This window comes from Alphaproteobacteria bacterium LSUCC0684, assembly GCA_041228335.1.
Lineage (GTDB): Bacteria > Pseudomonadota > Alphaproteobacteria > Puniceispirillales > UBA1172.
This window is the reverse complement of record CP166130.1, coordinates 1,712,449-1,739,340: the sequence shown is the minus strand read 5'-3', so window position 1 is coordinate 1,739,340 and position 26,892 is coordinate 1,712,449. Positions and strand designations below refer to the sequence as shown.

Sequence of the window (26,892 nt, the reverse complement as noted above, 5' to 3'; positions counted from 1 at the left end):
TATTCTTTATGGTATGATTAAGCTTCGTCAAGAAGACCATTGAATGAAAATTCTTTACTGGGTGGTGGTTGCCCAGGTTCACCAGCTGAAATTGATATTTCCAAATATCCATGACAATGCAAATACAAATGCAGGGGACGTGTAGCATTTAGGAATCTTGGTTTATTTGCTTTAACCAAGCCACAAATTCACCGGTTTCAATATTCTTATTCATGTGTGATTGTTTGCTTAGACGTTCGGGCTTTTGAAAAATAATGCCCTCTATTTTCTCTTCTACTGTATTGGCAAAGCGATGAAAGGATTCACTAAAATTCTTTCCTGTGAATTCATCATAATAAAAAGTTTCTGCGACGCTTGGCTTAATTGAGGTTATGTAGGTCTTTTCCCATCGATAAAGCCTTTGTAACGCTCCCAAGACATCTATAATAGTTGATGTGTCATCTCCTATCGGGGCGTCAATACTTCGCCAAGAACCGGTTTTTTCTGCAGTTGCGAGAGATCTTGCTTGAGAGAATTTATCTTTTCGATCTATAAATACGATTTTTTCCCAGCCTATATTCAGGAGATCGACACCCCTTTTTTTCCAAAACTCCCAGTGATTGACGTGAAAATTTGCTGAGAACGTACCATTGCTTGCAGATCGTTTATATATGATGTCCACATATTCCTGTAGGTCGAAGTTTTCGAAATCACGACCTGTATGCGTGCAAAATGCACTTATTTGTTTTGGTCCAAACCATTCCGCGGCGATACCAAATCGTTGTGATTGATTAATCACATCACAAAAAAATGTTGATCCCGATCTAGGCGTCGATACAATTGCGATATTCCGATTGACATCATGTGTCGTTATATCCTTTCTAAGTATCCAGTCATAAAAATTAATATTTCTATCAAAGAACGTATCTTTCATTTTATATGTCTCCTTAGGCAGATTTCTTTTGATTGTTTAAGTTTTCGGCTTGGAAATTCGGAGGCCAAATCCGCTAAGATTGCTGGCGTAGTCCCTGATTGGGCGCATTTACCGTATCTAGAGTAGAAGTAGTTTTTTGCAATTTCCGTGCCATCGCGTAATCATTACTATCAGCGGTTTAGATATCATCTCAAATAATCGAACAGGCTTTGCTGGCCAATCAGGGCAAAGCTCTGCTGGGAAGCATCACGGTTAAGCAAGAGAGACTGCAGCGTGGTAACTAGCTGGCTCAGATCGGCATCTGCCAGTTCAGAGAGATCTTCGGTCACCAGCATACGCCTTTTTTCGATCGTATCATTCTGCAGGTCTGCAAGATTGATGAGGGAGCCGACTTCTGTAAGTTTGTTACTGAAATGGCTCAGGCTGGATTTGATTTCACCAATGATGGTGGTGTTCGTGCTTATATCCCCCATATTGTCGATGATACCGTCGACAATGGAGAAAACATCTTTGTACCCGGTCTCTGTGTTGACTCGCATGAAAGCGTCAACGCCGTTGATGGCAGTGGCGGCCATCAGGGTTTCAGATATCTGCAGGCGAGCTACACCCTGATCACCAAAAAACTGAACTACACCCTGCTCATTTTCCTTGAATGGTATTACATCAGATTTGTAGCCGGCGAATATGGCGTCTCCATTAGAGTCTTGTGTATTGCCCAGAGTGACCATCATGTCTTTCAGGGTGAGTATTTCCTGCCGTATGGCCTCACGGTCGGCGGTGCTGTATGTGTCATTTTTGGCTTGAATGGTAAGTTCGTAAATTCGCGTCAGGATATTCTGCATTTCTGTCATGGAAATTTCGGTCAGTTCAAGTCGGTCCTTCACGCGCGCGATATTATCCTGAAATCGCAGCAGCGTTTTCTGCTTGTCCTTGGCGAAAGATATTTCCACAGCAGCCACGGGATCATCCGATGCGCGCAGCAGATTTTTGCCCGTGGCTATTCTGGCCTGAACATTCTGTATCTCTTTGGATGCTTCACCAAAGCGAGCAAGAGCCTGATCGTTAAATACTTTTGTACTGACCTGCATGAATGCCTCTGTCTTAGATCATTTCCAGCAAATCCCGGAAGATTTCCCTTGCGGTTTGCAAGATGCGTGCCGAGGCCTGATACGCCTGCTGGTATTCAATCAGTTGTGATGCCTCAGTGTCGAGATTGACGCCGGTATACATGGCTTCGGCTTCGATACTGGCATCTTTGAGCGCTGAAGCCGCTTCGGCATTCAGTTTGTTGGATTGTATATCAGCCCCTATTCCAAGCACCAGATTGGAAAAAATTTCCTGAAAACCACCTTGCTGATCCTTGCCTCTGACCTTCAGGTCAATCATCCGCTGGATGTTGCGATTATCAAACACGCCGCCGTCGTTGTTGGAAATGAAATACGCGTCATCCTTCAGGATGGTCCCGTCGAAGGTAAAGCGATAGCCCAGGCAAGAAGCCACCCCTTCTGCATCCAGCTGGCGTGTCGCAAGCGAACTATTGGTGGCTGTGTCAATGACCTCGAAGATGCCTTTTTGCGCATCCACAACGCTGACCGTGAGATCACGCGGCAAGGCGGGGCCGGTATCTGGAGCCATGTCATAGACCGCGCTGATTGAGCGCGCTCGTACCCCGTTGCCATCATCGCTTCCGGTGATAAAGACAAGAAGTTCCTCCCGCGGCAGGCCCTTCAGGGTGATGCGTTCGCCGATCTTGGTGCCGACATTTGTGGAAATCGCGATCACGTCATCGAGGTGGTCTGCATCCTTGTTGACAACAAGGCTCGCGCCGTCGATGGTGATATCGAAATCAGGTATGGTATATCCGGTATCATTGGCAAAACTGGTGACAGGTGAAGCGGTGTCGGTGATAAGGCCGAAGACTTTGGCCATACCCAGATTATTGCTCAAGGTGGCGTCATCTACGATAGTTATGTCACTTCGGCTTATGCTCCCGTTACTGGCGGAGATCTGCAATCTGAAATTATTATCATATCGAGCAATAAGCCGTCCGGGCTCGCCTCCGGTGACCGCGACCTCACCGTCCTTCATGCTGAGCATGTATGTCTGGCCCTCGAAAGCCAGGGCAACTGCGGCGCCGTCTTCCGGCAGTTCAGGATAGGTTGTTGTCACTGTTCTGGTGGCTGGATCAAAACTGAGGCTCAGTTTGTCCGCCCGACCGCCAGTGATGGTGTAACTGCTGCCATCCTTGCCAAGATAATAATCGATGCCGCTATAGGTGACCTTCAGTTCACCATCGGTATCGAGGGTGGTTTTCTGGTCGGCCGTTATAGTGAAACTGGCGGTTGAAATAAGGCTGGAAAGGCCTGCAAGACTTGGGATCGGGGCATTGCTTCGGAAGACTTCGATCGCTGCTTTGGCTATGGCTTCTGCTGAATGACCATCCACGTTTCCTTCGTCCAGCTGCGCTGAAAATCCGCCGACCGAAACCGTGTAGTCAAAAATACCAGCGGAAGCGCGGCTGCCATCAAAGGTGCCGTCAGCGCCATCGATTTCATTAATCCGGTCAAAGCTGATGCGATGTCCGGTATCCGTGTCACTGACGTTGATGAGTTCGTCGGCGAAGTCAGCACTCGTCTTCACGGTCATGCCCATATAACCCGCATCATCCGTGCGGTTGAGGTAGTCATCGCGGTATTCAGCAGCAGAATAAAATCCGTTTTCAGCCGTCACGAGGCTGGCAATCCCGGTAAAGCTGGTTCCGGCAATATGCCGTCCTTCACGAGTGAAGACCTGAATGTCTGAAGCTTTGTCAATTCGTTCAGATACCACGCCTGCTATGGTAGGATAGCTGCTGAACAATGCGTTGCCAGCGGTAAATGTATCTGTATGCAGCGCAATATTGAGATTGCCGCCAGCTCCCGAAGCATGGCCCCCAATTTCGCTGAGCGTGAACTCCCCCGGATCAACGCCGTTCGTGGCTTTCAATGCCCCGACATTCATCAGCCGTGCGATTTGCTCGGCGTCGGTCCAACTGAAACCGGCATCGCTGGAGGCACTGTTAAGGGTACTGGCATAGGCGCTGAGATCAAAAGTATAAGTTTTGGGGGTATTATTGCCTTGCTGGCTTGTCAGGCTGATGGTGCTGACACCGGAAATGGCGGCTTCCGGCATGCCGAAATGAATGCTCGACTGCTGTATAAGGCTCATCAAATCAATATGTTCAACATCAGCCGGGATCAGCGCGACGGCGCCATCACGCATAAACTGTGATGAGCCTGTGGCTGAATGCCCATTAGCTATGACATCCTGCAGTTTGGGCAGATTTGTTGGTGTTTCGTAAGTATCCACTGCGGTGGCCGTTAGGGTGGCGTTACCTGCGTTGGTGACTTTGGAAGAGATCAGAAAGGGCAATGCTGCGGCGATGTCTTCAGGCCGTGATATGGCAAGGGAGATGGCCTCTGCAGAACCTTTCATGGGGTGCAGGCTGATTTCATCGCCAGGTGCTGGGTCACCGGTGAAACTGATTTTCATCCCGGGCAGGGATATGCTGTCGCGGCCACTCGCAATCAAGGCATTTGTTTTGTCGCGGGCTGCCCAGATGTTCTGATCGGCATCATGACTGAAAATGATTTCATCGGATTTGACCTGGGAAAAATCAATGATTTCTATTGTTGCGCCCCCGCTTCCCATGTTGGAAGGACTGGGGATGACATTGAAATTTATATCATGGAAAAAAAGTCCGCCCGGTTGGCTTTCAAGATCGATGCCCTGCTGGTGGATACTGTTGATATCCTGAATCAGTTTATAGGCCAGATTATCAAGGGATTTGAGCGTGTCAGCGATAGCCATATAGGCATCGCTATAGCCTTTCAGGCTACCATTCGTGACCTGTGAAGTGAGAACGTTGGTTGCGTCCTTCTGGACAAAGAAATTCAACCGTTCATTGCCCTTCTGGACGCTGATATCATGAGATTTGCTACCAGTGACCAGTGCCGGGCCGCTGAATGTGTCTCCAAGGGTCACCACGGCGGCACCGCTGTTTTCCAGCTGGATGGTGACATTGACATATTCGCTGATCTTGTCAATCAGTGCGTCCCGGTTGTCGAGCAAGGCATTCTGCGCGTTCTTTCCCGATGAAATGATGTTGCGATTGATATTCGCCAGATTATTGGTCAGGTAATTGATTTCAGTGATAGCCTGTTCGCTCTGGGTCAGCAGTCCTCGCTGCATCTCATCTGCCAGTTTTGCAGTCTGATGGAAGAGGCTTGTCAGATAATCTGCACTGTGCATCACCATCATTCTGGGGCCGGTTTCAGAGGGATTTGCCGCGACTTCTTGCAACGTTTCAAAAAACTGGCCAATGGCATTGCCGATATTTGAATCGCCTGGCAGAAGGATATCCTCAAGCTGGGAAATACTGTCCAGATAATTTTCAATACTTGCAGCGTTGGAGCGCGCATTCCGCGCCTTGTTGAGCAGGAATTCATCAAATGACCGGCGGATTTCCTCAACACGGACACCCAGCCCTTGTTGTGAAGACAGGGCAGTTATTCCCCCCGATGCCCCCGTAACCTCGGCAAGGGAGGCCTCGCGCCGTTTATAGCCATCGGTATTGATATTGGCGATATTCTGGCCGGTTACCGAGAGCGCCTCACGGTAGGATTGCAAGCCGGATTTGCCGATATCCATCAAGCCGGCCATGGCTTACTCCACGTTGCGGCCGAATTGCCGCATCAACGCCTCGGCGATCCCGAGATCGACATCACCCGAAAGCATGGACGCGTATTGCTGATCGAGCATTTCCTGATAGGTCTTCGATGCTGAATTCGACAGGATATCATCGGCAAGTTTCGCCTGCCGCGCCTGTTTCAGGAACTGGTTGAGGAAAATCGCCTCGAACTGTTCGGCGACCTCGCGCAGGTCCTTTTCAGTATTGAGCCCTTTGATGGTTTTCTCCCCGTTGATCTGGCTCAAGGATGGCATCGTGCTCGTGGGATCTATCATGTCCTGCCCCTAGATGATGATCAGCTCGGCCCGGAGAGATCCGGCCTCACGCAAAGCTTCAAGAATGGTCACGAGATCAGCCGGGCCGGCGCCGACGGCGTTGATCGCATCGACGATATCGGAAAGCTCGGTCCCCGGATCAAAGACAAAGGCCTTGACCGGTTCCTGCTCGATGGTGATCTGGCTGTCCTGGGTCGTGACCGCATCACCCGGCGCCGTGGTGGTGACGCCATCGGTTGTCGTCGTCGTGGCGGTGGTGGTGACATTGGTATCTTCCTCTACCCGGACGGTGAGCGAGCCATGGGTCACCACCGCCGGCGTCACGCGCACATCCCCGCCGATCACGATCGTGCCGGTGCGGGAATTGACAATCACCCGGGCTTTCGGCCGGGCCATTTCCACATCGATATTTTCAAGCAGGCTGACGAAACTGACCCGCTGGGAAGGATCAACCGGCGCCCGTACCTTCACCGATGAGCTGTCAAGCGGTACCGCCACATCCCCGCCAAAGACATCATTGACCGCATCGGCGACGTTGTTGGCGGTGCTGAAATCGCCCTGATGCAGGTTGAGAATGACGTTCTCGTTATTCAGAAACGGCGTTTCCACCATGCGTTCGATCACCGCACCGTTCGGGATCCGGCCGACGGTGGGCACATTGACAATCACCGATGAGCCGTCATTGCCCGAAACACCGAGCCCGCCAACCACCAGATTTCCCTGGGCAATCGCATAGGTCTGGCCGTCGGCGCCAAGCAGCGGCGTCATCAGGAGCGTGCCACCACGCAAGGATTTCGCCCCGCCAAGGGTGGAGACCGTGATATCAATATTCTGCCCCGGCTTGCCGAAAGGCGGCAGATTGGCGGTGATCATCACCGCTGCCGCGTTCTTGGCACTGAGATTGGTTGCGTCGATATTGATGCGGAACTGCTGGATGAGTGTTTCAAGCGAGGCTTGCGTCAGGGTGGAGGAGCCGTCCCCCGTTCCGGCAAGCCCGACCACAACCCCGTAACCAATCAGATGATTGCTTCGGACACCTGCGATGGAGGCGATATCCTTGATGCGGTCAGCGCGGGTTTCGGCGACAGGCCCGATCAGGAGCCATGTCGATGCCATGAGTGATATGATCAGCCTCAGCATGAAGCACTCCCTAGAATGGCGAGATGGCACGGAGCCCGCGGCTGAGCCATCCCTGATTGACACTGTCCCCGACCTGACCTGCCCCGATATAGGTGATCTCGGCATCGGCAATCCGCGACGACAGCACAACATTATCCTGGCTGATATCCTGCGGCCGGATGATACCACGGACGCGGACATATTCATCGCCATTGGTAAGGGTGAGCTTCTTCTGCCCGGCAATTTCAAGATTGCCATTGGTGAAGACGCGCATCACCGTGACCGACATGGACCCGGTAAGGGTATTGGATTGCGAGGCCGTGCCACTGCCGCCGAAGGACTGGGTTGTCCCGCTGGTCAGCGAGCCCGGCGCGAACCCGCCGGTCAGAATGTTCGGCAGGCCCGTCGGCAGGGTGACGTCGAATGAATCGGCCTTGCTGCTGGCCGCGCTTGAAGATTTGGTGGCGCTGAAGGTTTCCAGCATGGTGATATTGATGATATCCCCGACCTCTTTCGATGTATGGCCGGAAGGGAACAGCCCGACGCCGTTATCGGTATAGATACTGCCGGTCGGCACCTGATCCGCGGTATCGGCAACTTCCTCGAAGATCGGCTCAAACTCATCCGATACAACATTCTGCACATAGGTGGTGCAGCCCGAAAGAAGCGCCGCCATGAACGCGAAAGATAGGATGAGTGAACCGGTCCTGGGCATGGGGATTTCCCTTAAAACTTAGAGATTGTTTGAGATGAAGCGCAGCATCTCATCCACCGAGGTGATGGATTTGGAGCTGACTTCATAGGCGCGCTGGGTTTCGATCATGTTGACCAGTTCCTGCACCACATTGACATTGGATGCCTCAAGTGCGCCTTGAATAAGCTTGCCGAACCCCTGTTCGGTGGGGTTGGCGACAATCGCCGGGCCGCTGGCCACGGTTTCCACATAGAAGCTCTCCCCGATGGGCTGGAGCCCGCCGCGGTTGGTGAAATCCGCCATGGTGATCTGGCCCAGTTCCTGGGAGCCGATCTCGCCTGCCACCAGCGCGCTGACGATGCCGTCACCTGAGATGTTGATCTGGGTCACGTTTTCGGGGATCTGAACTTCCGGCTGCAGGACATAGCCGCTTGCGGTGGTCAGCACCCCTTCCGCATTCTGGGAAAAAGCCCCGTTACGGGTATAGCCAAGACGGCCATCCGGCAGCAGCACCTGCAGGAAGCCCGCGCCTTCGATCGCCACGTCAAGGGAGTTGTCGGTGGTGATCAGGCTGCCTTGCGAAAACAGTTTCTGGGTATTGAGCGTGCGAACCCCGGTCCCGACAGCAAAAGATGAGGCAAGTTCCGTATCCGCCGATGTCTGGTCCCCCGCCGTGCGCCGCACCTGATAGAGGAGAGTCTCGAAATTTACGCGGTCACGCTTGAACCCGGTGGTGTTCACGTTGGCCAGGTTGTTGGCGATGACCTGCATCCGTGTCTGCTGGGCGTTGAGGCCGGTTTTGGCCACATGCATCGAACTGGTGGACATGGGGTTGCTCCTTCAAGAAAAACACTCCCCCACATGTTGCAAGACCCATGCCAATTGGCCTGCCCGTCCATCGGGGCAGGGTAGGCCGGAAGATGGATCAGGTCGGTATTTTGAGAAGGGTTGAGCCGCTGCGATCGATGTCTTCGGCAGCTTTCACCAGTTTCAGGTTGATCTCGAACACCCGCTGTTCCTCGATGGAGGAAACCAGCTCTTCCATCAGATTGACGTTGCTCATTTCGAGATACTTGTTCACCACCCGCGCTTCCTGATTGGCCACGATGGGCGAATTATCCGCATAACGAATCTCCCCATCAGGGAATTTCTTCAAGGGCGCGGTTGGCCGGACAAGCCCGAGCGTCGCCACGGTCTGGTAGGTGCCTGGTGCACTGTTCATGGGCTCGATGATGATCTCGCCTGTCTCGGTGATGTTGATGTTCCGGTAAGGCGGGATCGTGATGGGGCTAAGGTTGTTGTCAAGGATAACCCCGCTTGCGCCATTGATCAGCCGGCCATTGATATCAAGGTCAAAATCCCCCCGCCGGCTGAGCGAATTGCCATTATCCGACTGGGTGATGAAATACCCGTCGTCACGGATCGCCACGTCAAGTTCCTTGCCGGTTTCGTTGAGCGTGCCCGGTGAGGCATCGAAGATGTTTGAATTATCTGTCACCGAAAGCCCGCGGGTCACATGGGTGCCATAAGCATCCAGAAATGCCGTGCCCGCCGTCTTAAGGTGGGTGTCGGCACGGAAGCCGGGCACGCTGATATTGGACAGGTTGTTGGACCTGATGAAGGCATTATCCTTGATAATCTTCAGTGAATTCAATGCGGTATGTATCAACCTGTCCATGATGCACTCCCGGGCTCCCTGGCTGCCTTATCCGTCATTACATGCGGATATTGATGATGGTCTGGGTCAGGCCGGTGGTTGTCTCAATCGCCTTGGCCGATGCCTGGAAGTTCCGCTGGGCGGTAATCAGGTTCACCAGCTCTTCGGTGATATCGACGTTGGAACGTTCGAGCGAACCCGAAAGGATGTTCCCGAAGCCTTCGGATCCGGCCTCACCAACCTGCGGTGTGCCTGAGACCGCGGTTTCCGTGTAGGTCGCGTTCCCGATCTGCTTCAGGCCGTTCTGGTTGTTGAAGTTCGCCACCACGATCTTGCCGAGCGGATTGTTCTGCCCGTTGGTGTAGTTGGCGCGGATCGTGCCGGAGGAGTCGATCTCGATCCCGTCCAGTCGGCCTGAGGTGAAACCATCCTGTTCAACGGTCAGCACCGAGAAGGGCTGGGCCAGCTGGGTGGAGGTGGAGAAATCCACATCCAGCGCGATCGAGAAACCTTCTTCCTGTTTTTCATAGTGAACAAGGTTTTTCGGGCTGATGAGCTTACCTGTTTTATCAAAGGTCAGCTCGCCTTCATCGATATAGAGCGGATAGTATCCGTCAACCATATTCTCCGGCGGGTTGGTAACCACCTCGCCATTGGCGTCGACATAAAGCGCGACGCCATCGGCATCGGTGGCCTGAACGAGGTTGTAGATTTCAGGCACCGATCCCACCCCGAGCGGCACGTCATCGAGGCCGAGACGGGCAGCCCCCTTCACCTTGATGGTGGAAGTTGTGCCGGTGGTGCCGGTCGAGAACGAGAAACTGTTGGTTTCGCTGCTATAGGTCACCGTCACGCCGCCGATGGTGTCGCCGGTCGCGGGGTCAACAATCTGGTTAATCCGTGTCTGGAGCGCATCGGCAAGCGTGGTGCCGACATATGACGTTGCCGGGACTTCGATGATACCGCTGATACCATTGACGGAAACGTTGAAGATATTATCGCCGTTCTGTGTCGACAGTTTGAAGACATTGGTCAGCGGTTCGTTGGCGCTGGCGCCGATGGCCCGGGCCGGTGTTGCCTTGAGGCCGGTACCGGCGGAGAACAGAAAGCCGTTCTTCGTCCGGCCGATACCAAAGAGTGAATTGTCGCCATTGCCGATAATCGTGGCATCCACATCATAAGGCTGGGCAACTCGCGCCCCCGTTGTCTCGCTGATGGCGTAACGCCCGACCTGGATATTCGAGGCTTTCTGCTGTGTTTCCACGCCAATGGCTCCATTCGCGTTAATAGCCTCGCCGGTAGTGCCACTGGAGATGGTGAAGTTCTGAAATTCCGAGTTATACGCTACCTTGATCCCATAGCGCTTGTCGTTCGGCTGGATTTCCTCGCCTGTCGCAACGAAAGAATCACCATAGAGAACCTCACCACCGCGGATCTGGACACGCTGGGCATTGTCTGCATTGGTCAGGCCAAGGTTGTTGGTGCCTGTCTGAGATGCTGAACCATAAACAGAGAAGGAGTTGAAGTTACTGTCCGTGCCCGAGCCGAGAACCGTCCGGTCAACCTCAAAGCTGAGGCGCTGGTTGACGGCATCATACCCGACCTTGACCGGCGGGTTTTTCTCATCCACCCAGTCTACCGACGACTTGGCCAGCACATCGGAGGTCAATTCTGTTGCGCTGACGGATGCACTGGTGGCGCCGCCATCGACCGATGATGTCAGAGCAGTGGTGGCCCCTGCCTTCAGGCTGAAGTCGGTGTTGTCGTCCCGTGACACAATCAGCTTGGCGATGTTGGCGGTGCCGGTATTGGTGGTCACCGCGCTCGTGTCGCGCCAGTTATTGCCGGTTGTGGAATCGACCATATTGCCGGAAGCGTCAAGGAAGGTGAAAGAAAAGCCCTTCAGATCAGTCAGCGCGTCCAGCTTGTCCCTTATATCGGCGAGCTGGGCATGGGCCGTTGCGTTGCTATGGTCCGCCGTCGTGATCGACAGGCTGTTTGTGCCGTCAGACCAGGTCAGGGTGGTGGAATCGGCGGAGCCAGAGGCGGCAGCGGTGATTTCCATCGGCCGGTGCAGATTCTGCAGCCCGAGCAGGGCCAGGTTTGTCGCCAGGTTCGTGCCTTCGGAATCGTTGGTCAGTTTCCAGGCGGTGGCGACAAATGCACCTTTGGAAGTATCTGCGGTTGAGCCCTGTTTTTCACGGATAATAATATGCTGGCTGCTGTAGTCTTCCTGAGCCCCCTCATAAACGGAGTAGGATCCTTCAAAGAAGGCCTCAACGGTAGGCTCATTATCGGCGGGGCTTGTCAGGGCAAAAAGGCTGACGCCACTGCCGGCGGCGATGGAGAAATCTTCATCCGCCACCGCCAGACCGGAGGTGCTGACATCGATATATTTATAGCCGGTAACGGCATCGGTGCCGGTGGAGGAAATCACAAAACTCCGGCCGTTGAGATCACCGCGGAACGCATCATTGCCCGCAAGAGTGATAGACCGGCCCTGTTCATAATTGGTCAGGTCGGAACTTGAATAAAGTTGGTTGGTGGAAGTTTCATTGCCGAGATAGATCCGCAGGCGGTTTTCCGTTGCGGCATATTCAATCAGGTTGGAGCTGTTGCCCCTGACTTGATCCATCACCGAATGGACGCTCAAGGTCGGCCGTTTGTTGAAATAGGAATGCACCATATAGTGCTTGTCTGCCGGGTCATCCACACGCTCAAGTTCAACCACCTGGGTGTTTTCATAGACAGAGGTGATTTTCTCGCCGCGGGATTTGACAAACTGCAGGCCACCGACACCCAGCGGGTCATCGGAATAGGCGCGGCCATATTCGTTGAGGGTCTCGTTGATCCGGACCTGCGCATGGGCAAGAAATTCTTCCTTGGTGAAATCCGGCGACGTGCCGGTGATGGCAAAATCTTCACCCATGGCTTCGGTCACGAAACTGTCTGTCCCTAGCAGTTCGACAGAAATCTTGTTGGTCAGCGGCGTGATGGTTCCATCGGCACCGACACGCTGAAAATCAAGGGTGATGGTATCATCGACATTCTGCTCGACCTGGAATTTACGGTCATCGCCATAGGCGGCATTGATCGCCCGCTCGACTTCGGCGGCGAGCTGATCGGCGTTATAGAGACCGGGATTGATATCGATGCTGACCGGCTGGTCTGAATCGTCGACATTCACCAAAAGGAAATCCTTGCCCCAATAGACATCAGAGCCTGTATTGCCAGCCTCTCGTGTGGCCTTGAACTGTAGCGGATCGGTGACGATCTCAACCAGTTTGTCGCCTTCCTCACCGAAGTCGAAACTGGTCTGTTCACCGCTGATTTTGGCTGGCTGTGAGGGCACAAGTGTCTGCAGATCATCCAGTTTGTAAAGCGGCGAGCCCTTGCCTTCGATGAAGTAGTTGTCATCGGGGATGCTGGTGGTCTTCTGGCCGAAGCGATCCACAAAGATCTGATTTCCGGCGTCATCCACCGCGCTCACCAGATCAGGGTTGATGATCGTATCGTTGATCACCAGGCGGGTGTCGTATTTGTTCGTCGGGTCATCCGCCGATGCCGCCTGGGTCTTGATGAAATACACGGTCGCAATCGTCGGGTTACCAAGGTCATCGAAGATCGTGATCGATGTTGAGTTGGTGAAGGTTTCCGGATCATTTGGATCAAACGAATACCCGTCCTGGAACTGCGGCCGGGCCGGAACGACGTCGGAGGCGGCGTTGACGTTGACCCCGAGTTTGATATTCGATGTCGCCTGCGGATCACCTGACGTTACCGGCAGTTGCAGCGGCACCGCGCTGTCGAGGTCTTTCGCGGTGACGGATCCGTCGGTGTTCACCGGATAGGTCAGGAGATACTGGCCGGCGGAATCCACCACATATCGGTCGTTGTTCACGTTAAGGGAGCCGTTTCGCGTATACACCGTCTGCGCCGAGGTCAGCGACGGTTTCAGCGCAAAAAAGCCCTGCCCGGAGATCGCAAGGTCTAGCGCGTTCAGCGAGGCGGCGATGTTACCCTGGGTGAACTGCTGCTTGATCCCTTTGAGGATGGTGCCTGAACCAATTGATGAAGACGCGTTCTGCAACGGCGAGGTGGCGAAGATATCACCGAATTCAACCCGGCTTCGCTTGAAGCCGGTCGTGCCGACGTTGGCGATGTTGTTTGAAGTTGCCGAAATATCTGCGGATGAACCATTCAGACCCGTAAGAGCAGTGTAGAACGACATGTTGTTTCTCCTTCAATTGGCAGAATCTTGTAATTTGACCTGATTAGAGTGGTTGCTGGGTTGAGCCGGAAGCGGCGCGAAAGCGGAGCACATCGGCGGCCCGCACCTGACCGTAATCACGAACATCGAGCATGACGCCGGTGGTATCATCGCCGACCGAGGCGGAAAACACCTCGGCAAAGACCGATGGCGTCAGGCTTTCCATGCCGTTGCCAAAATCGGCATAGACATCGACACGCAGCGGCGTATTGCTCGCCAGCACGTCTTCAGGAATATCTTCCCATGCAAACCCAACCAGCCCGGCCTGGCTTGGGCCGAGATCCATCGAATGGATCGGCGTGCCGTTCGCATCGGAGAAAGTCAGCTGCGTCATGGTGGAAGTGGAGGGCAGATCAATCATCCCGTGGATCTCCCCGTTGCTGTCCGGTCGCGCCACATTGCCCGGCACCATCACCGACGAGCCAAGCAGGCTTGAGGCGGTGGCGATGCGAAACTCCTTGAGCTGGCTTGCCAGACCTTTGAGGCTTTCACCCATTTCGGTAATCCCCGTTACGGTGGAGAACTGCGCCATCTGGGCGATGAACTCCGCGTTTTCCATCGGCGCAAAAGGATCCTGATTCTGGAGCTGGGTTGTCATGAGTTTAAGAAAATCTTCCTGCCCAAGCTGATCCTTGTTGGCCTTTTTCTCTTCCTCGTTTTTATTGATGCCCAGTTTTGAAAGGATGCTGTTCAACTGGTTCTGGCTGGCAGGGTCAATCATGGTCGTGCTCCGTGGGCTTATTTGCCGATGTTGATAGTGCGCATGTCGAGGGCACGCATGGTGGTGATGACCTCGACATTGTTCTGGTACTGGCGGCTGGCCTCCAGCATCTCGACATATTCTTCCTCGAGATTGACGGCGGCGCCGTAAACATAGCCTTCCGCATCCGCTTCAGGATGGAAGGGCATGAAGATTCGTGAAGGTTTCATGTTCATTTCAACGACATCCGAAACGGTCACCGAGGCGATGCCGTTCTGCTTGAACTGGTCGGAATAGGTTGCCTCGAACACCGGCTTGATGGATCTGTAGGCTTCATCCGGGTTGCCCGTCAGCGTGCCGGCATTGGCAATGTTGCTGGCAACCGTATTGAGCCGGATCAACTGGCTTGCCATGGAACGGCCGGCGATATCATAGACGTTTTTGATCTCGGCCATTTCTATTCTCCCTTGATCGCCGACATAAGGCCGCCGATTTTATTGTTCAGAAAGGTGAGGCTGGTCTGGAAGCGCATCGCGTTTTCCGAAAATTCGAGCTGCTCGACCGCGAGTTCAACGGTATTGCCATCCATCGAAGTATTCACCGGCTGGCGATAAAGCACTTCACGACCAGGTGAGGTCATGGCCACGGGGATATGCTGTGTATGCGTGGTCACCATCGGGCCCATACCTTGCGCCGTTTTCATGGCTTCCTCGAAATTGATATCGCGTGCCTTGAAGTTCGGTGTCGCCGCGTTTGAAATATTGGACGCGAGGATCATGTTCCGCTTCTGGCGCAGCATCAGCGCTGTTCCGTGAAACCCGAGATGGTCAGCAATTCCCTTCATGTCCAAATCCATTTACAATGTTTATCCGGCGATTTGATTTGAGCCGGCTGATTTGGATCGATTTTTGCAAGAACGATGCCAACAATCGATTGAGGTGTAAAAATGGAAGCCAACCTAGATTTTGAAGGTATCAAGCAGAGCAACCTGTCGGCGGCAACAATCAAGGTGCGTGATGCCGTGATCCAGAAATGCGAAGGCAAGGACCTTGAGGAAATGAATCTGTTCGTCAAGCAATTGCTTGAACATGAAACCAATGAGCAGAAGCGTCTCGGTGTGCTGGCCGCCCGTGTCTATCTCCTGCGGGAAAAGATCTCCTTTCTGCTTGGCCTTGAATTTGATGACGCCAGCGCCGCCCATATCCGGTCACGTCACAGCTCCATGGTGGATGGGACACCGGTGAACGAAACCGCCTCCTCGGAGGACAGCGCATCTGAACACGCGCCGGAAGGAAAAGACAGCGAATGGATGCGGGTCCGTATCCTCAAGGACGCCGAAGTGAACCATGTCCGCTTCCCGGCAGGTGTCGTGATTGATGCGCTTACCGCCGACGCCCGGAAACTGATCGACGCGGGCAAGGCGGAAAAAATCTCCAGCGATGATGATACCGCCGCCGCCTCTGATGACACCACTGATGCCGCCACGGAGGGCGCCTCCGCCGAGGCATCAGATATCGGCGCCGAAACAGATGAAACAGCGAAAACAGCCGAAGCCGGGGCCGAAGACTCCGCCGACGCCCCCGCCGACACCCCCGATGAACCCCCGGCAGAAGAGGCAGGCGAGGAAAATGAAGCAGCAGGCGATGATGCAGAAAAAAGCTGAAACCGGGATCCGGCAGGCCATCGACATCTCTCTTGCGCGCAGGGAAGTCGGCACAACCCTGCTCAAGGGGCTTGTCGCCATCATGGCCGCGCCTCTTCTGGGTTCATGCGAGCGGTTCCGGCATGAAAAATATGCCTGCCCTTCCAATCGTCTTGGTCTGGTGGAGGTGGTGATCAACGATGATCGCGCCGGCGCGGCGGCATCGATCATTGAGATCGGCCGGGACTACACCATGACCATCGGCAGCATCACCCGTGAGCAGGTGATCATGGCCAATGATGAGATGGTCCTGATCATCGATCGCAACACGGGACATATGCAGGTCACCGTCGGCACTATCGCAAACTATATCCGGTGCGAGAAATCACTCTTCACCATGTAGGGTTAAACGTGACGGGTTCTGCCGCCGCGCCGTTATCCGGGCACAGTTTCACTTGTCTTGATTGCGCAGATTTGCCTCGAGATCGGAAAACCAGCTGAGTCGGGCATGGGTCATGCCCTCAAGTTTCAGAATCCGCTGGAAAATGGCGTTGAGCCTGCCCCGGTCCTGTTCCGTGACCGTGATCTTGCCGTCTTCCATGTCCTGCCGGAGATTGGCCAGCGCCTCGCCCAGTTCTTCCTGAAATGCAGGTGCAATAAGGGCAGGGGAGTCCGAGGTTCCGTCATCCCCATGCGCAGACACACCATCGAGCAGCCGCTCAATGATGGCAAAATGATCTTCAACAGGGCTAACTGTCATCAGAATGAACTCCTGACGACAGTTTAGCTTTTAAGTTCGCGATATGCATCCATCAATGCGTCAGTGATCTGATCGACATCAATGGGATATTTCCCTTGCGCTATGGCAGCTTTGATGCGTGCGACGGCTTCTGTATTCACCGGCGGGCTCTCGGCGAGTTGTGCGACTACCTTCGGGGTATCAACGCTATTGTCTACCGAGGCCGTTGGGATGCTTCCAGCTGCTGCCGACACAGGGGTGCGAGATGCGGTTGCGGTATCGCCCTGGCGATTACGCGGAACATCAACCCTGTTCATGGTGTTTTTAATCGACTCAACCATCGGTCTAGCCTCCTCAGACATGTTAACGACCCAGCTTCCGGATATTTTAGTGCATGGGTGAAATTTTTCTCAATCCGATAACTTTTCCCGTAATCGTCTTGCCGCTCGATATATTCTCGACTTTTATGGCTTCACCTAACTGCCCATTTTGCAACGAAATTCCGGACATTTCCACATAAATTCCGCCGCTGCTGACGGCGATGATCACCGGCTTTTTTTCCTCGACCAGATATTTCGGCTCAAGCTGGCGTGATTTGATCGGGGAATTGGCCGTGATCGGGGTGCGGACACGGCGACCGATAATGTCATCGGCATCATGGAAAACACCATAATTCTGCTGGGCGGAAATCGGCACCATCAGCACATCTTCCTGCATGATGACCTCCCCCTTGGCCATGCTGCGATTCAGTGCAAGCGCCCGGTGCGATCCGGCTGATCTGTCCGTTTCCCCTGTCTGCCCTGAAGAGGCCGCAGGTCTTGCCGGAGCCATGTTTTCATCGTCCAGTTCCACCCGCACCAGCAGCCGCCATTGCGCAGCGGACGAACAGGTCACTTTGATGGTTTTCCAGTTCTTGAACATTGGCGCTGCCGCAATCTCGCCGGGGCAGGGGTTGTGCTTTTCCTTGAGGTTAAGCACGGGCGTGCCCGCAATGTTGCGCGCGGCCAGCAGCGCTTCGATATGGCGGGCGATTATCGCGCCGGTAAGCGGGGTGTCCCGGGCATCCGCCGATGCCGCCGCGGGCAGAGCCGCGGATACCGTCAGCACCGCGGCCAGACTAGCTGCCAAAGAAAAAGATCTGATCGGTGATGCTGGATGAGGTGCTTGGCGTATCATTGGTTTGACCCATGATCAATGCTTTGATTTCATTGAGAGAAGGCAGATGAAGCGTCTTGTCGGCATAAAGATAGTGCGGGTTGTTGCGGACAAAGGCATGTTTGTTTTTCATGACAATCGCCATTTCGATGAACCGCATGTTGAGCCCGCTTCCCGCGTAGTGTTTTTCCATGACATGGCTCAGGGTTTCGCCGGATTGAACCCGGTGCTTGGCCGAATAGTTCTCATCCTGGACAAAGGGGTTGTCTGAATCCGAAGAGGCAGAATAGCCGCCGGGATATTCCAGCACGATCAGCGGCTGGGACTGGGCCTGGGCGGCAAGGGGGAGCATCAAGACAAGCCCCACCATCATCAAGCGTGATATCATCATCGGGATAACTCCATAAATTCGACCGTCTTTCCGGCAAGTTTAGCAACATCGCGGCCCGGGTCCAGCGGCGCAAGGCTTGCGCTGGTCTCGTCAAGAGAGGTGACCCGCAGCACCGTCCAGTTCATGTCGCCACCGCTGGTGACGGCAAGTGAGTTTTCGTTCAGGCCCTGGTTGCGGCCGAAAGGCACCGAAAGGGTGGTGTTGGTGAGAACAAGCCGAGCTTCGAGCGGCTGGCAGGTCATGGCGCTGATGGCGGCATCGATCACTTCCGGCACCGGAAGCCCCATGGCCGCGGTCAGCTCATCCCGGGTTTTCCGGGTCAGCTGGTCGATGGTGGCAAGCGGGGTTGAGCGTTTCACCGGAATGCGAACACGTGAAGTCTCGCTGAAAGCCGGCGCATAGCTGCGGCCATGAAAACCATTAAGCGTTACGGTGAGGATGACGAATTCCTCGCGCAGGAGACCTGAACCGGTACGTTCATGATCCATGCGGATTTCCGGCACCAGGGCAAAATCACCATCGCTGACCCGCACGCTGCCGCCGGTAAGGGCGGCGTAGTCAAACGCATCGTTTGTATTGGTCAGGCTGGAGGCGGAAAATCTCCGGTTGCTGGCATTGATGAGCTCGATACTGTCCCGCTCGTTGAGCGATCGCGTCAGCAGGCGGGCAATCGCCGGACTGTAGGCCGAAGCCCAGCCGGGAACCTTGGCGCTTATCCTGATCTCGGGCTGGTAGAGCGTGGCGTTCACCATCGGCCGAACACAGGTTGCGGTCTCTTTCTCGCCGATGACCGCCCGGATGGTGACCGAATAATGGGTGCTGTCCTCGATTTCATCGATGATGGTGTAGTCCATGATCATGCTGGCCGGGCGGACAAGAAGAAAATCATTGAGGCTGGTGTCGGTGCTGACCGAGGAAAATCCGTCGATGGTCGCACCGCCTTGCAGGGCGGCCAGATACAGCGCGTCTTCGAGCGCCATCATGCGGGCCTCGCTCGCATCGGCGCCTTCCTGAATAACCGCTCTTCCCGTGGATTCGGTGAAGTTCAGTTGCGCCCGGGCCGGATGGGGCAGGGCGGCGAGCACCACCAGAAAAGCCCCCGCCAGCATCACGAAAGCCTGCCTGAATGGCTTCAGGCAGGGCGTGGCGGCAACGGGCGGGATGGTGCTGGTCATGACAACAGGCTCGAAAAGATCAGATGACCTGCCTTGCGCTATCCATCAGATAGGCAATCATTTCACGGTCGATTTCAAGAACGATTTCATAAGTGTCCGCGCCGGTCGGGTTGATCCGTACGGTACGGGCGCCGCGAATGGTACCGGTGACGATGCCCCGGAAGGTATCGTTCTGGACCATGAGATCGATCACGGTGGTGGAACTGTCAACCTTGAGGCCATGGATCTGTTCGGCCAGATCACGCATCGCGGCCATGCGGGCGGCGCGGATGGCCATCAGCCGCTTCTGGGCTTCGGACCGGCCCGGCTGCGAAGATACAACCGCATAGCCGACGGCATTCAGCGTCGGGATGGCTTCGGCCTTGGCATCGAGAACCTCGCTGACGGCCTTGAGTGATTCCGCCTGGCTCAATTCCAGATCCGTCATGCCGGCGCCCGGGGCGTTGGTGAGGGATTTGCCATCCGTCAGCACCACCGGCACCTGGCAGGCACCGAGCAGCGCCACCACCGGCAACATCAACAGAGGCTTGAAATTGGATTTGGTCATGGTTTAGCTCCATCCGAGAAATTCATCTGCCCGGTCCCCTTGCATGATTTGTGCCAGATCCCCGCGGGAACAAAAAATCACCTCCCCGATGCGGGCTGGCACGGCTTTTGCCTTCTTCTCCATGACACGCGATCCGCAATCCGGATGGAAGACCGAAAAGATGGAAAATAAAATGTTTGAAAACAATGTGATAATCATAAGCCCGCCTTCCGAAGGCACGGCAGGTTGTCGGTTTTCTGACAGTCGAAATCCTGCCATCCATGAAGTTTCCCCGGCGCGGATCAGGGCCCGGACAGAGAAAAGAGGCTGGTAGAAAATGGACGCGGTATTGCAGCGACTGAATATCCCCAATTTGCGCGCCGCCTTTGGCGGCAGTGTGTTGCCCGCGGGCATTCTCATTCTTGTTGCGATGATGGTGCTACCGTTGCCGGCGTTTCTTCTCGATATCTTTTTTGTCAGCAACATTCTTGTTTCGCTGCTGGTGCTGATGGTGGCAATGCACACCTATCGCCCGCTTGATTTCTCGAGCTTTCCGAGCCTTCTTTTGATCGCAACCGTGCTTCGTCTCGGGCTCAATGTCGCCTCGACCCGGGTGGTGCTGACCGAAGGCCATAACGGCAGCAACGCCGCCGGTGAGGTGATCGAGGCTTTCGGTGCCTTTGTGATCGCCGGCAATTACGCGGTGGGGATTTTTGTCTTTGTTATCCTGATCATCATCAACCTCTTGGTGATCACCAAAGGGGCGGGGCGTGTCTCGGAAGTATCTGCCCGGTTCACCCTTGATGCGATGCCCGGCAAGCAGATGGCGATTGATGCCGATCTCAATGCCGGGGTGCTCACCAATGAAGAAGCCAAACTGCGGCGCGAGGAGATCGCCAGCGAGGCGGATTTCTACGGCGCCATGGATGGCGCGTCCAAATTTGTCAAAGGGGACGCGGTTGCCTCCATCCTGATTCTGGTGATCAACGTGCTGGGCGGCTTGATCATCGGTATCGCCCAGCATGACATGCCGGTTGGCCTTGCCGCGGAAAACTATGTGCTGCTGTCGATCGGGGATGGTCTTGTTGCCCAGATCCCGTCGCTCCTGCTGGCCATTTCGACCGCGGTGATCGTCACCCGTGTTTCCTCGACCCAGGATATGGCGGAACATATCGGCCGCCAGATCAACCTCTCGCGGGCATGGATACCGGTGGCCGTGGTGCTGGGGTTGATCGGGCTTGTGCCAGCGATGCCGAACTGGCTTTTCCTCACCGGCGCGCTGATTGCAGGAGCGCTCGCCTTTTATTCCTATCACAAGGAAAAAAACAGCGCCGTGGAAGACGACAGCGACCTCCTCGCCGAGGAGGAAACAGCCGGGGAAAACCCCGATGCAATCTCTCTTTCGGATATTGCGGATAATTCGGCGGTATCCATCCAGCTTGGATATGGCCTGATCGAGATGGTCAATAACGAAGATGGCGGGCTCCTGAGCTCGCGGGTGACCGGTATCCGCCGCCAGGTTTCGACGGCGCTCGGCTTTGTCGTTCCGTCGGTGCGGATCAGGGATGACATGAAACTTCAGCCCAATACCTATCAGATCAGGGTGGGGCAGACGATTGTCGGCGAGGACAGAATCTATCCTGATCGCAAACTCGCCATTGCGGGCGAAGACACGAATATCAAAATCGACGGCATCGAGGTCAAGGACCCGACCTTCGGCATGGATGCGGTCTGGATTGCCTCGAACCAGGTACGGGAAGCGGAAGCCCGCGGTTATGTGACGATTGCGCCTGAATCGGTGCTGGCCACGCATCTGAGCCATCTTCTCTACAAATTTGCCGATCAGCTTGTCGGCCAGGATGATGTGCAGAAACTGCTCGACAACCTTGCCCAGACGGCGCCCAATCTGGTGCAGTCGGTGGTGCCGAAACTGATCCCGCTGCATAACCTGACCGGTGTCTTGCGGATTCTGCTGCAGGAACGCGTGCCGATCAGCGATATGCGCCGTATTCTTGAAAATATCTCGCATCTTGTTTCCCGCAACATGAGCATTCCGGATATGGCCGAAGCACTGCGGCCGGAACTTGCCGGCATGCTGATCCAGCAGGTGGCGCCGCTCAACAGCCCGCTGCCGGTGATCACGCTGAATTCCGATCTTGAAAACATGCTGATCACCATGGAACGGCAGAGTGGGGATGAGGGGCTTATCATTGACAACGAGCTGTCCGAAAAGCTGCTCACTCGCCTCAATCAGATCAACGACGATATGTCGTCCAACGGCAAGCAGGCGGTGCTGGTTGTCTCGCCGGTGATCCGGCGTTCCCTGTCGCGACTGATCCGGCAGCATATCGACGACATGATTGTCATCGGGTTCACCGAGATACCCGATAATCGCAAAATTGAACTTATCGCCACCATCAGCGGTGAGGCAGAAACCTGAGCCAGGGACCCTAAGGAGGACGTATTATGCCAACCATTACCGTTTCAGCCGCCGATAGCGCGACGGCCATGGATCAGATCATCGCCCAGCTGGGTGAAGACGCCATGATCCTCGATACCACGACAAGGGACGGCAAGCTTGAAATCCGCGCCACCAATGATGTTGCGTTCAAGTTTCGGAAACCCAGGCAAGTCAGCGATGTGTTCACCAGGATCATGCATGATGAGCTGAACCCGCCCGAGGCAGGAGACCGGGCGAAAGCGGCCGCCTCAGCCGCCAACGCGTCAGGTCCGGTGTTGAACAGGAAAAGCGTCGATGAATTCTGGAAGAAGATTGAAGGCGGCGATGATACCGGTAATGCCGATGAACATTCCCGCGAAGCCGATGAACTCAGAGAAAGGGAATCCGAAATCAATATCCGGATGCGGCGGCTGCAATGGGAAAATGAGCGTCTGTCCAAAGAGACGAATTCCCTTAAAGACCTCTCGCGTGAAGCCGTGGACACCGCCCGCATGTATTTTGAGAAATCCGAACAGCATCAGGAAGAAACAACCAAGACCCTTGATGGCTTCCGTAATGAGCTCACCTCCCTTAAGGAGATGATCACAACCCGGCAGCGCGAGGCTGCCCGGTCAACGTCGCGCCGCCGCTTTGCTTTCATCGCGCTTGCCTGCCTCATGGGCCTCTCTGCCGGGGCCTATGCAATCAGGGACCGGAGCGAGATGCTTCTGCCCATGGTGGATACCTTCATGTCGACCATCGGCGCGACCGTCAATGTCAGCATGGAGTATTTCAAGGTCAGCGATCTTGAGGCCGTCCGCCTCGGCGATATCATCCGCATCAAAGGCAAGGTGACCAACAATTACCCGCTTTCCGCCGATGCCCCGGTGATCCGTTTCATGGTCAAGGACGATCAGGGGCTGGTGCTGACCGAACGTGATGTGGTGATCGATCAGCCCGCCCTCAGGCCGGGCCGGCCCGCCGCCGTTTCCGCCCAGCTTGAACTCGCAACGCGGCTTGATGATGATGTGCGGACAGATATCATCGCCATCCCGGTGGAACGCGCCTCAAGGCCCGTCTCCCGTGCAAATCTGGGCACATGAACCCCGGCATTTTTTGAGTTGGATCAGAAATTGCATAATGTACCCGTAATGTGCATATAGTAGAGAATGGTTATGCCTACCTCGATTGCAGTATCAAGCGGGAAAGGCGGTGTCGGCAAGACCAGCGTTGCGGTCAATCTGGCGCTGACCCTTCAGAAACTTGGCAAACGCGTTGCGATCTTCGACGCGGATTTCGGCATGGCCAATTCACATATTCTTCTCGGGGTGAACCCGGCGCACAGCCTCAGCGATGTGCTGAACGGGCAGAAAACCATCAGTGAGATTATCTGCGACGGGCCCAGGGGGGTCCGGATTGTTTCGGGTGGCAGCGGCCTTCTTGAAATGCTTAATGTCGATCCCGCGGGCAGATATCATACCATCCGCATGATGGATCACTTCAAGGATGAAATCGATGTGCTGATCGTCGATGTTCCGGCCGGGGCATCGGATAATTCGGTCTCCTTTGTTGCCGCCTCCGACCGGGCGGTGGTGGTGCTGGTGGGTGAGCCGACCAGTTTCCTTGATGCCTATTCCTTCATCAAGGCCTGCCATCTTGAAACAGGTCTTGTCGATTTCACCATCGCCGTCAACATGGCGGGCAGCGATGCCGAGGCGAGAAAGTATTACGACAAGTTCAACGCCATCGTGATGCAGTTCCTTGACGTCAAGCTTCGCTATGGTGGCTATGTGCCCTTCTCGCAGCGTATCCGGAAATCGATTGTCGATCGCAAACCTGTTGTCCTTCACAAGGAAGATCTGCCGGAAGTGATGGTGTTCAAATCGCTGGCCAGGAACGTGCTGGCTGCACCGCAGAGCACGTCAAGCGGTATCCGCTTCTTTGATACGGGCACCAGGGGGGCAGGCTAGCATGAAAGCGCATTACCCCGAACAGAAGCAGGATGTCGAACAGCTGATCCGCGATCATCTTGATCTGGTCAAGAAAATCGCCTGGCATATTCATGGCCGGGTGGCATTGTCGGCGGAGATCGAGGACCTGATCCAGATCGGGTATTACGGGCTGGTGCTGGCGGCGCAGAACTACACCGTCAGGGAAGGCGCGAGTTTTTCAAGCTATGCCAGCCTCAGGATACGAGGCGAGATCGTCGACCATTTGAGGAAGAATTCCAATCTCTGCCGTACCACGATCAAGATGCAGCAGCGCGTCCGCCAGGCAGAGGAAAAGCTGCGCTCGGCCAATGGACGTGAGCCCCAGCTTCATGAACTCGCCGAATATCTTGAAATCGACGAACATGAAATGATGGAATGGGAAAAGGCGTTTCAGGCGAACAATCACCAGTCTCTTGACAGCGTCTATGATGAATTTTCCATCTGGTTTGTCTCGGATGAGGACAACCCCGAAGAAATCATGAATGACATTGAGTTGCGCGCCTCGCTCAAAGAGGCGCTCAAGACCCTGCCCGAACGCGAGGCACTCTTGATCCAGCTCTATTACGTCGAAGAGCTCAATGTCTACGAAATCGCCGAAGTCCTTGAGATCACCACCGGCCGTGTCTCGCAGATCAAGAAATCCGCGGTCCGGCGCCTGCGTGAGTATCTCAGCAATTCCGAAGGCGGCCTGATTGCCTCATGAGTGACTGGCAGCAGATACGCGAAATCAGCATGTCGGTGCAGACAATGGATCTGCACATGTCGGGCCCTGATCTGCGGCAGACCTTCCACGCCACCTGCAACCTTGTCAATATTGCCCGCGGCCGCAGCCAGGTCGTCATCACGCCGGATGCGCATATATCCCGCGTCTCGGGCCGGGTGACCATCCTTGTCAGCAAGCCCCTGATGCAGGTTGCGCTGAAAATGCCCCGGCCCCGGTTTGATGAAATGACCGCGCTGGCGCGTCATTCTTCGGCCCGGCCCATGGTGATGGTTCTCGGGGTTGATCAGGACCTTGCCGTCAGCGTCGAAGGTGATCTGCGGATCAACGAGGAAACGATCCTCGGCGTGACCGGTTTCTCCCTCACCATTCCGTTCAGGTAGACAGATCTCACCCGGTTTTAAGAAATCAGCTCATCAGGCGGCGGGTGATATCCACATCCGCCTGCACCATTCGTGATGCCGCACCGAAAGCCTGCTGGGCACGCATCATCATCACCATTTCATCGGAAATATTGGTGTTGGAGGCTTCGACGCTTCCCTGGATGATCGTCCCGAAAACCCCGTCACCGGCCACGCCGATCCGGGGCGCGCCGGAATTCGCTGTTTCGGCAAATTCATTTAATCCAAGCTGCTGGAGCCCGTTCATGTTTCGGAACCCGGCAATGGCGATCTGGCCGGCATTGACCGCGGCAAGCCCGCCATATTGGGCCATGACCTGACCTTTCGGCGTAATGGTGATGGAATCGAGCAGCACCCGTGTTCCGTTCGGCTGGGCAACCGCCATAGGTACGGTGATCGGTCGGCCCGTCGAGGAAAGGAGGGTGCGCCCGTTGCTCGTCGTGATCTGGCTGTTCTCATTGAGCGTCAAGCTGCCGTCGCGGGTATATCGGATGGTGGCATCATTCGGATCGGTGGTCACAAACATGCCGTAGCCGGAAACCGCCAGGTCAAGCGACATATTGGTCGGCTTCAGTGAGCCCTGACCGTGGTTGACGCGGATGGTTGAATTTCGCGTGCCCATGCCGGTGGTGCTGCGTTTGACCTGATCGGCCATCGTCGCATAGATATCCTCAAAACTGTTCGAGCTCCGCTTGAAACCGGTGCTGCCAGCATTGGCAATATTGTTTGAGATCGTGGCGATTTCTTTATTGGCGGCCATCATGCCGGTGCGGATGATCGGAAGCATGGGCAATCCCCTCGCGTCGCAGTTGTTTTGCGGGATCTCTTCAAGAATCATGCCAGATATTTCCTCGCCGATGCCGGGGGCACATGGCCCTGCCTTGGCTGGGGGATTCTTCACGACAGTTGTAATTTCGCCGAATCATGGCATTATAAAACCCTAATCTTTCTGTCCTGACGGGATTTCGTAATGAGCAATCCGCCAAATGCTCTTGTGGTCGTTCCATCCGGCTCAACGCCGGTGGTGAGGCGATCGCATAGTGATGATCCGTTCAAACTTGTATCGGAGCAGGTCAAGTTTGCCGATAAGGAAGAGATGCGGCAGCGGCTGCCGGATATCCTCGGCCGGGCGCTGGCCCGCACCTGGATTGACTCCTCCTTTCATGAGCAATTTTCCCGCAACCCGCAAGCCACGCTGATGACCTACGGGGTTGAACTGCCGGATAACATGTCTCTTGAATTTCAGAAGCCGGAAAGTGATCGCCCGCGCATCGTGGTCTTTGAACAGAAACCCGGCTCCAAGTTCCGTATGCGTGTTTTCTATCTCCAGCTCGTCATGATGGCAGGTAAGTAG

General features: G+C 55.0%; 27 protein-coding genes. 8 read left to right on the top strand and 19 right to left on the bottom strand.

Features of this window, described 5'->3' with window-relative positions:
* Positions 1–148: 148 nt before the first annotated feature.
* From AB8880_08330 to flgB, 12 genes are all read right to left on the bottom strand, one after another.
* Complete coding sequence (locus tag AB8880_08330; GenBank protein XDZ64931.1) at positions 149–913, bottom strand: hypothetical protein; 765 nt, start codon at positions 911–913, stop codon at positions 149–151.
* 185 nt (positions 914–1,098) lie between these two features.
* The gene (gene flgL / locus AB8880_08325; protein ID XDZ64930.1) at positions 1,099–2,001 is read right to left on the bottom strand and encodes a flagellar hook-associated protein FlgL; all 903 of its coding nucleotides are present in this window, start codon (positions 1,999–2,001) and stop codon (positions 1,099–1,101) included.
* A gap of 13 nt (positions 2,002–2,014) precedes the next feature.
* Complete coding sequence (flgK, locus tag AB8880_08320) at positions 2,015–5,614, bottom strand: flagellar hook-associated protein FlgK (protein XDZ64929.1); 3,600 nt, start codon at positions 5,612–5,614, stop codon at positions 2,015–2,017.
* A gap of 3 nt (positions 5,615–5,617) precedes the next feature.
* A complete protein-coding gene (locus AB8880_08315; protein ID XDZ64928.1) occupies positions 5,618–5,917 on the bottom strand; it encodes a rod-binding protein in 300 nt (99 codons plus the stop codon).
* 9 nt (positions 5,918–5,926) lie between these two features.
* Positions 5,927–7,033, bottom strand: coding sequence for a flagellar basal body P-ring protein FlgI (locus AB8880_08310; protein ID XDZ67050.1), 1,107 nt, complete (start codon positions 7,031–7,033; stop codon positions 5,927–5,929).
* A gap of 34 nt (positions 7,034–7,067) precedes the next feature.
* The gene (locus AB8880_08305) at positions 7,068–7,751 is read right to left on the bottom strand and encodes a flagellar basal body L-ring protein FlgH (protein ID XDZ64927.1); all 684 of its coding nucleotides are present in this window, start codon (positions 7,749–7,751) and stop codon (positions 7,068–7,070) included.
* An 18-nt stretch (positions 7,752–7,769) separates the two neighbouring features.
* Positions 7,770–8,558: a flagellar basal-body rod protein FlgG gene (gene flgG / locus AB8880_08300; GenBank protein ID XDZ64926.1), complete on the bottom strand. Its 789-nt coding sequence runs from the start codon at positions 8,556–8,558 to the stop codon at positions 7,770–7,772.
* Between the two features lie 97 nt (positions 8,559–8,655).
* Positions 8,656–9,408 (bottom strand): flagellar basal body rod C-terminal domain-containing protein, encoded by a 753-nt coding sequence (locus AB8880_08295; protein ID XDZ64925.1) that lies wholly within the window; start codon positions 9,406–9,408, stop codon positions 8,656–8,658.
* A gap of 37 nt (positions 9,409–9,445) precedes the next feature.
* The gene (locus AB8880_08290; GenBank protein XDZ64924.1) at positions 9,446–13,618 is read right to left on the bottom strand and encodes a flagellar hook-basal body complex protein; all 4,173 of its coding nucleotides are present in this window, start codon (positions 13,616–13,618) and stop codon (positions 9,446–9,448) included.
* A 43-nt stretch (positions 13,619–13,661) separates the two neighbouring features.
* Positions 13,662–14,378 (bottom strand): flagellar hook assembly protein FlgD, encoded by a 717-nt coding sequence (locus AB8880_08285; GenBank protein ID XDZ64923.1) that lies wholly within the window; start codon positions 14,376–14,378, stop codon positions 13,662–13,664.
* A gap of 17 nt (positions 14,379–14,395) precedes the next feature.
* Positions 14,396–14,812, bottom strand: a complete 417-nt coding sequence (flgC, locus tag AB8880_08280; protein ID XDZ64922.1) for a flagellar basal body rod protein FlgC — start codon at positions 14,810–14,812, stop codon at positions 14,396–14,398.
* Between the two features lie 2 nt (positions 14,813–14,814).
* Positions 14,815–15,201: a flagellar basal body rod protein FlgB gene (gene flgB, locus AB8880_08275; protein XDZ64921.1), complete on the bottom strand. Its 387-nt coding sequence runs from the start codon at positions 15,199–15,201 to the stop codon at positions 14,815–14,817.
* 102 nt (positions 15,202–15,303) lie between these two features.
* Between flgB and AB8880_08270 the strand changes: the two genes are divergently transcribed.
* Both AB8880_08270 and AB8880_08265 read left to right on the top strand, forming a co-directional pair.
* Positions 15,304–16,020: a hypothetical protein gene (locus AB8880_08270; GenBank protein XDZ64920.1), complete on the top strand. Its 717-nt coding sequence runs from the start codon at positions 15,304–15,306 to the stop codon at positions 16,018–16,020.
* On the top strand, positions 16,001–16,402 hold the full coding sequence (locus AB8880_08265; GenBank protein ID XDZ64919.1) for a hypothetical protein: 402 nt from the start codon (positions 16,001–16,003) through the stop codon (positions 16,400–16,402). The genes AB8880_08270 and AB8880_08265 overlap by 20 nt, the downstream gene beginning before the upstream one ends.
* Positions 16,403–16,450: 48 nt before the next feature.
* Here AB8880_08265 and AB8880_08260 read toward each other — a convergent pair whose 3' ends face one another.
* Genes AB8880_08260 through AB8880_08235 form a run of 6 tightly spaced genes read right to left on the bottom strand, consistent with a single transcriptional unit; the run spans position 16,451 to position 20,006 of the window.
* Positions 16,451–16,759 carry a hypothetical protein gene (locus AB8880_08260; protein XDZ64918.1) on the bottom strand — a complete coding sequence of 103 codons (309 nt, stop codon included), beginning with the start codon at positions 16,757–16,759 and terminating at the stop codon, positions 16,451–16,453.
* Positions 16,760–16,782: 23 nt separating this feature from the next.
* On the bottom strand, positions 16,783–17,079 hold the full coding sequence (gene flgM, locus AB8880_08255; protein ID XDZ64917.1) for a flagellar biosynthesis anti-sigma factor FlgM: 297 nt from the start codon (positions 17,077–17,079) through the stop codon (positions 16,783–16,785).
* 46 nt (positions 17,080–17,125) lie between these two features.
* Positions 17,126–17,866: a flagellar basal body P-ring formation chaperone FlgA gene (gene flgA / locus AB8880_08250; protein ID XDZ64916.1), complete on the bottom strand. Its 741-nt coding sequence runs from the start codon at positions 17,864–17,866 to the stop codon at positions 17,126–17,128.
* Positions 17,856–18,284 (bottom strand): FimV family protein, encoded by a 429-nt coding sequence (locus AB8880_08245; GenBank protein ID XDZ64915.1) that lies wholly within the window; start codon positions 18,282–18,284, stop codon positions 17,856–17,858. The genes flgA and AB8880_08245 overlap by 11 nt, the downstream gene beginning before the upstream one ends.
* Positions 18,281–19,459, bottom strand: coding sequence for a flagellar assembly protein T N-terminal domain-containing protein (locus AB8880_08240; protein XDZ64914.1), 1,179 nt, complete (start codon positions 19,457–19,459; stop codon positions 18,281–18,283). The genes AB8880_08245 and AB8880_08240 overlap by 4 nt, the downstream gene beginning before the upstream one ends.
* Before the next feature lie 19 nt (positions 19,460–19,478).
* The gene (locus tag AB8880_08235) at positions 19,479–20,006 is read right to left on the bottom strand and encodes an LPP20 family lipoprotein (GenBank protein ID XDZ64913.1); all 528 of its coding nucleotides are present in this window, start codon (positions 20,004–20,006) and stop codon (positions 19,479–19,481) included.
* A gap of 316 nt (positions 20,007–20,322) precedes the next feature.
* On the opposite strand from AB8880_08235, the gene flhA reads away from it, so the two are divergent.
* From flhA to AB8880_08210, 5 genes are all read left to right on the top strand, one after another.
* Positions 20,323–22,425 carry a flagellar biosynthesis protein FlhA gene (gene flhA, locus AB8880_08230; GenBank protein XDZ64912.1) on the top strand — a complete coding sequence of 701 codons (2,103 nt, stop codon included), beginning with the start codon at positions 20,323–20,325 and terminating at the stop codon, positions 22,423–22,425.
* 26 nt (positions 22,426–22,451) lie between these two features.
* On the top strand, positions 22,452–23,528 hold the full coding sequence (locus AB8880_08225; protein XDZ64911.1) for a hypothetical protein: 1,077 nt from the start codon (positions 22,452–22,454) through the stop codon (positions 23,526–23,528).
* 72 nt (positions 23,529–23,600) lie between these two features.
* A complete protein-coding gene (locus AB8880_08220; protein XDZ64910.1) occupies positions 23,601–24,395 on the top strand; it encodes a MinD/ParA family protein in 795 nt (264 codons plus the stop codon).
* A 1-nt stretch (position 24,396) separates the two neighbouring features.
* Positions 24,397–25,119 carry a sigma-70 family RNA polymerase sigma factor gene (locus AB8880_08215; GenBank protein ID XDZ64909.1) on the top strand — a complete coding sequence of 241 codons (723 nt, stop codon included), beginning with the start codon at positions 24,397–24,399 and terminating at the stop codon, positions 25,117–25,119.
* The gene (locus tag AB8880_08210) at positions 25,116–25,520 is read left to right on the top strand and encodes a hypothetical protein (protein ID XDZ64908.1); all 405 of its coding nucleotides are present in this window, start codon (positions 25,116–25,118) and stop codon (positions 25,518–25,520) included. The genes AB8880_08215 and AB8880_08210 overlap by 4 nt, the downstream gene beginning before the upstream one ends.
* A gap of 25 nt (positions 25,521–25,545) precedes the next feature.
* On the opposite strand, the gene AB8880_08205 is transcribed toward AB8880_08210, so the two are convergent.
* The gene (locus AB8880_08205; GenBank protein XDZ64907.1) at positions 25,546–26,376 is read right to left on the bottom strand and encodes a flagellar hook-basal body protein; all 831 of its coding nucleotides are present in this window, start codon (positions 26,374–26,376) and stop codon (positions 25,546–25,548) included.
* A gap of 132 nt (positions 26,377–26,508) precedes the next feature.
* Here AB8880_08205 and AB8880_08200 point away from each other — a divergent pair, with 132 nt between their 5' ends.
* A complete protein-coding gene (locus AB8880_08200; GenBank protein XDZ64906.1) occupies positions 26,509–26,892 on the top strand; it encodes a hypothetical protein in 384 nt (127 codons plus the stop codon).

Excerpts from the sequence above, each read along its gene's own strand:
- AB8880_08330 (XDZ64931.1), bottom strand. The coding sequence starts at position 913 with ATGAAAGATACGTTCTTTGATAGAAATATTAATTTTTATGACTGGATA.
- flgL (XDZ64930.1), bottom strand. The coding sequence starts at position 2,001 with ATGCAGGTCAGTACAAAAGTATTTAACGATCAGGCTCTTGCTCGCTTT.
- flgK (XDZ64929.1), bottom strand. The coding sequence starts at position 5,614 with ATGGCCGGCTTGATGGATATCGGCAAATCCGGCTTGCAATCCTACCGT.
- AB8880_08315 (XDZ64928.1), bottom strand. The coding sequence starts at position 5,917 with ATGATAGATCCCACGAGCACGATGCCATCCTTGAGCCAGATCAACGGG.
- AB8880_08310 (XDZ67050.1), bottom strand. The coding sequence starts at position 7,033 with ATGGCATCGACATGGCTCCTGATCGGGCCTGTCGCCGAAACCCGCGCT.
- AB8880_08305 (XDZ64927.1), bottom strand. The coding sequence starts at position 7,751 with ATGCCCAGGACCGGTTCACTCATCCTATCTTTCGCGTTCATGGCGGCG.
- flgG (XDZ64926.1), bottom strand. The coding sequence starts at position 8,558 with ATGTCCACCAGTTCGATGCATGTGGCCAAAACCGGCCTCAACGCCCAG.
- AB8880_08295 (XDZ64925.1), bottom strand. The coding sequence starts at position 9,408 with ATGGACAGGTTGATACATACCGCATTGAATTCACTGAAGATTATCAAG.
- AB8880_08290 (XDZ64924.1), bottom strand. The coding sequence starts at position 13,618 with ATGTCGTTCTACACTGCTCTTACGGGTCTGAATGGTTCATCCGCAGAT.
- AB8880_08285 (XDZ64923.1), bottom strand. The coding sequence starts at position 14,378 with ATGATTGACCCTGCCAGCCAGAACCAGTTGAACAGCATCCTTTCAAAA.
- flgC (XDZ64922.1), bottom strand. The coding sequence starts at position 14,812 with ATGGCCGAGATCAAAAACGTCTATGATATCGCCGGCCGTTCCATGGCA.
- flgB (XDZ64921.1), bottom strand. The coding sequence starts at position 15,201 with ATGAAGGGAATTGCTGACCATCTCGGGTTTCACGGAACAGCGCTGATG.
- AB8880_08270 (XDZ64920.1), top strand. The coding sequence starts at position 15,304 with ATGGAAGCCAACCTAGATTTTGAAGGTATCAAGCAGAGCAACCTGTCG.
- AB8880_08265 (XDZ64919.1), top strand. The coding sequence starts at position 16,001 with ATGATGCAGAAAAAAGCTGAAACCGGGATCCGGCAGGCCATCGACATC.
- AB8880_08260 (XDZ64918.1), bottom strand. The coding sequence starts at position 16,759 with ATGACAGTTAGCCCTGTTGAAGATCATTTTGCCATCATTGAGCGGCTG.
- flgM (XDZ64917.1), bottom strand. The coding sequence starts at position 17,079 with ATGGTTGAGTCGATTAAAAACACCATGAACAGGGTTGATGTTCCGCGT.
- AB8880_08245 (XDZ64915.1), bottom strand. The coding sequence starts at position 18,284 with ATGATGATATCACGCTTGATGATGGTGGGGCTTGTCTTGATGCTCCCC.
- AB8880_08240 (XDZ64914.1), bottom strand. The coding sequence starts at position 19,459 with ATGACCAGCACCATCCCGCCCGTTGCCGCCACGCCCTGCCTGAAGCCA.
- AB8880_08235 (XDZ64913.1), bottom strand. The coding sequence starts at position 20,006 with ATGACCAAATCCAATTTCAAGCCTCTGTTGATGTTGCCGGTGGTGGCG.
- flhA (XDZ64912.1), top strand. The coding sequence starts at position 20,323 with ATGGACGCGGTATTGCAGCGACTGAATATCCCCAATTTGCGCGCCGCC.
- AB8880_08225 (XDZ64911.1), top strand. The coding sequence starts at position 22,452 with ATGCCAACCATTACCGTTTCAGCCGCCGATAGCGCGACGGCCATGGAT.
- AB8880_08220 (XDZ64910.1), top strand. The coding sequence starts at position 23,601 with ATGCCTACCTCGATTGCAGTATCAAGCGGGAAAGGCGGTGTCGGCAAG.
- AB8880_08215 (XDZ64909.1), top strand. The coding sequence starts at position 24,397 with ATGAAAGCGCATTACCCCGAACAGAAGCAGGATGTCGAACAGCTGATC.
- AB8880_08210 (XDZ64908.1), top strand. The coding sequence starts at position 25,116 with ATGAGTGACTGGCAGCAGATACGCGAAATCAGCATGTCGGTGCAGACA.
- AB8880_08205 (XDZ64907.1), bottom strand. The coding sequence starts at position 26,376 with ATGATTCTTGAAGAGATCCCGCAAAACAACTGCGACGCGAGGGGATTG.
- AB8880_08200 (XDZ64906.1), top strand. The coding sequence starts at position 26,509 with ATGAGCAATCCGCCAAATGCTCTTGTGGTCGTTCCATCCGGCTCAACG.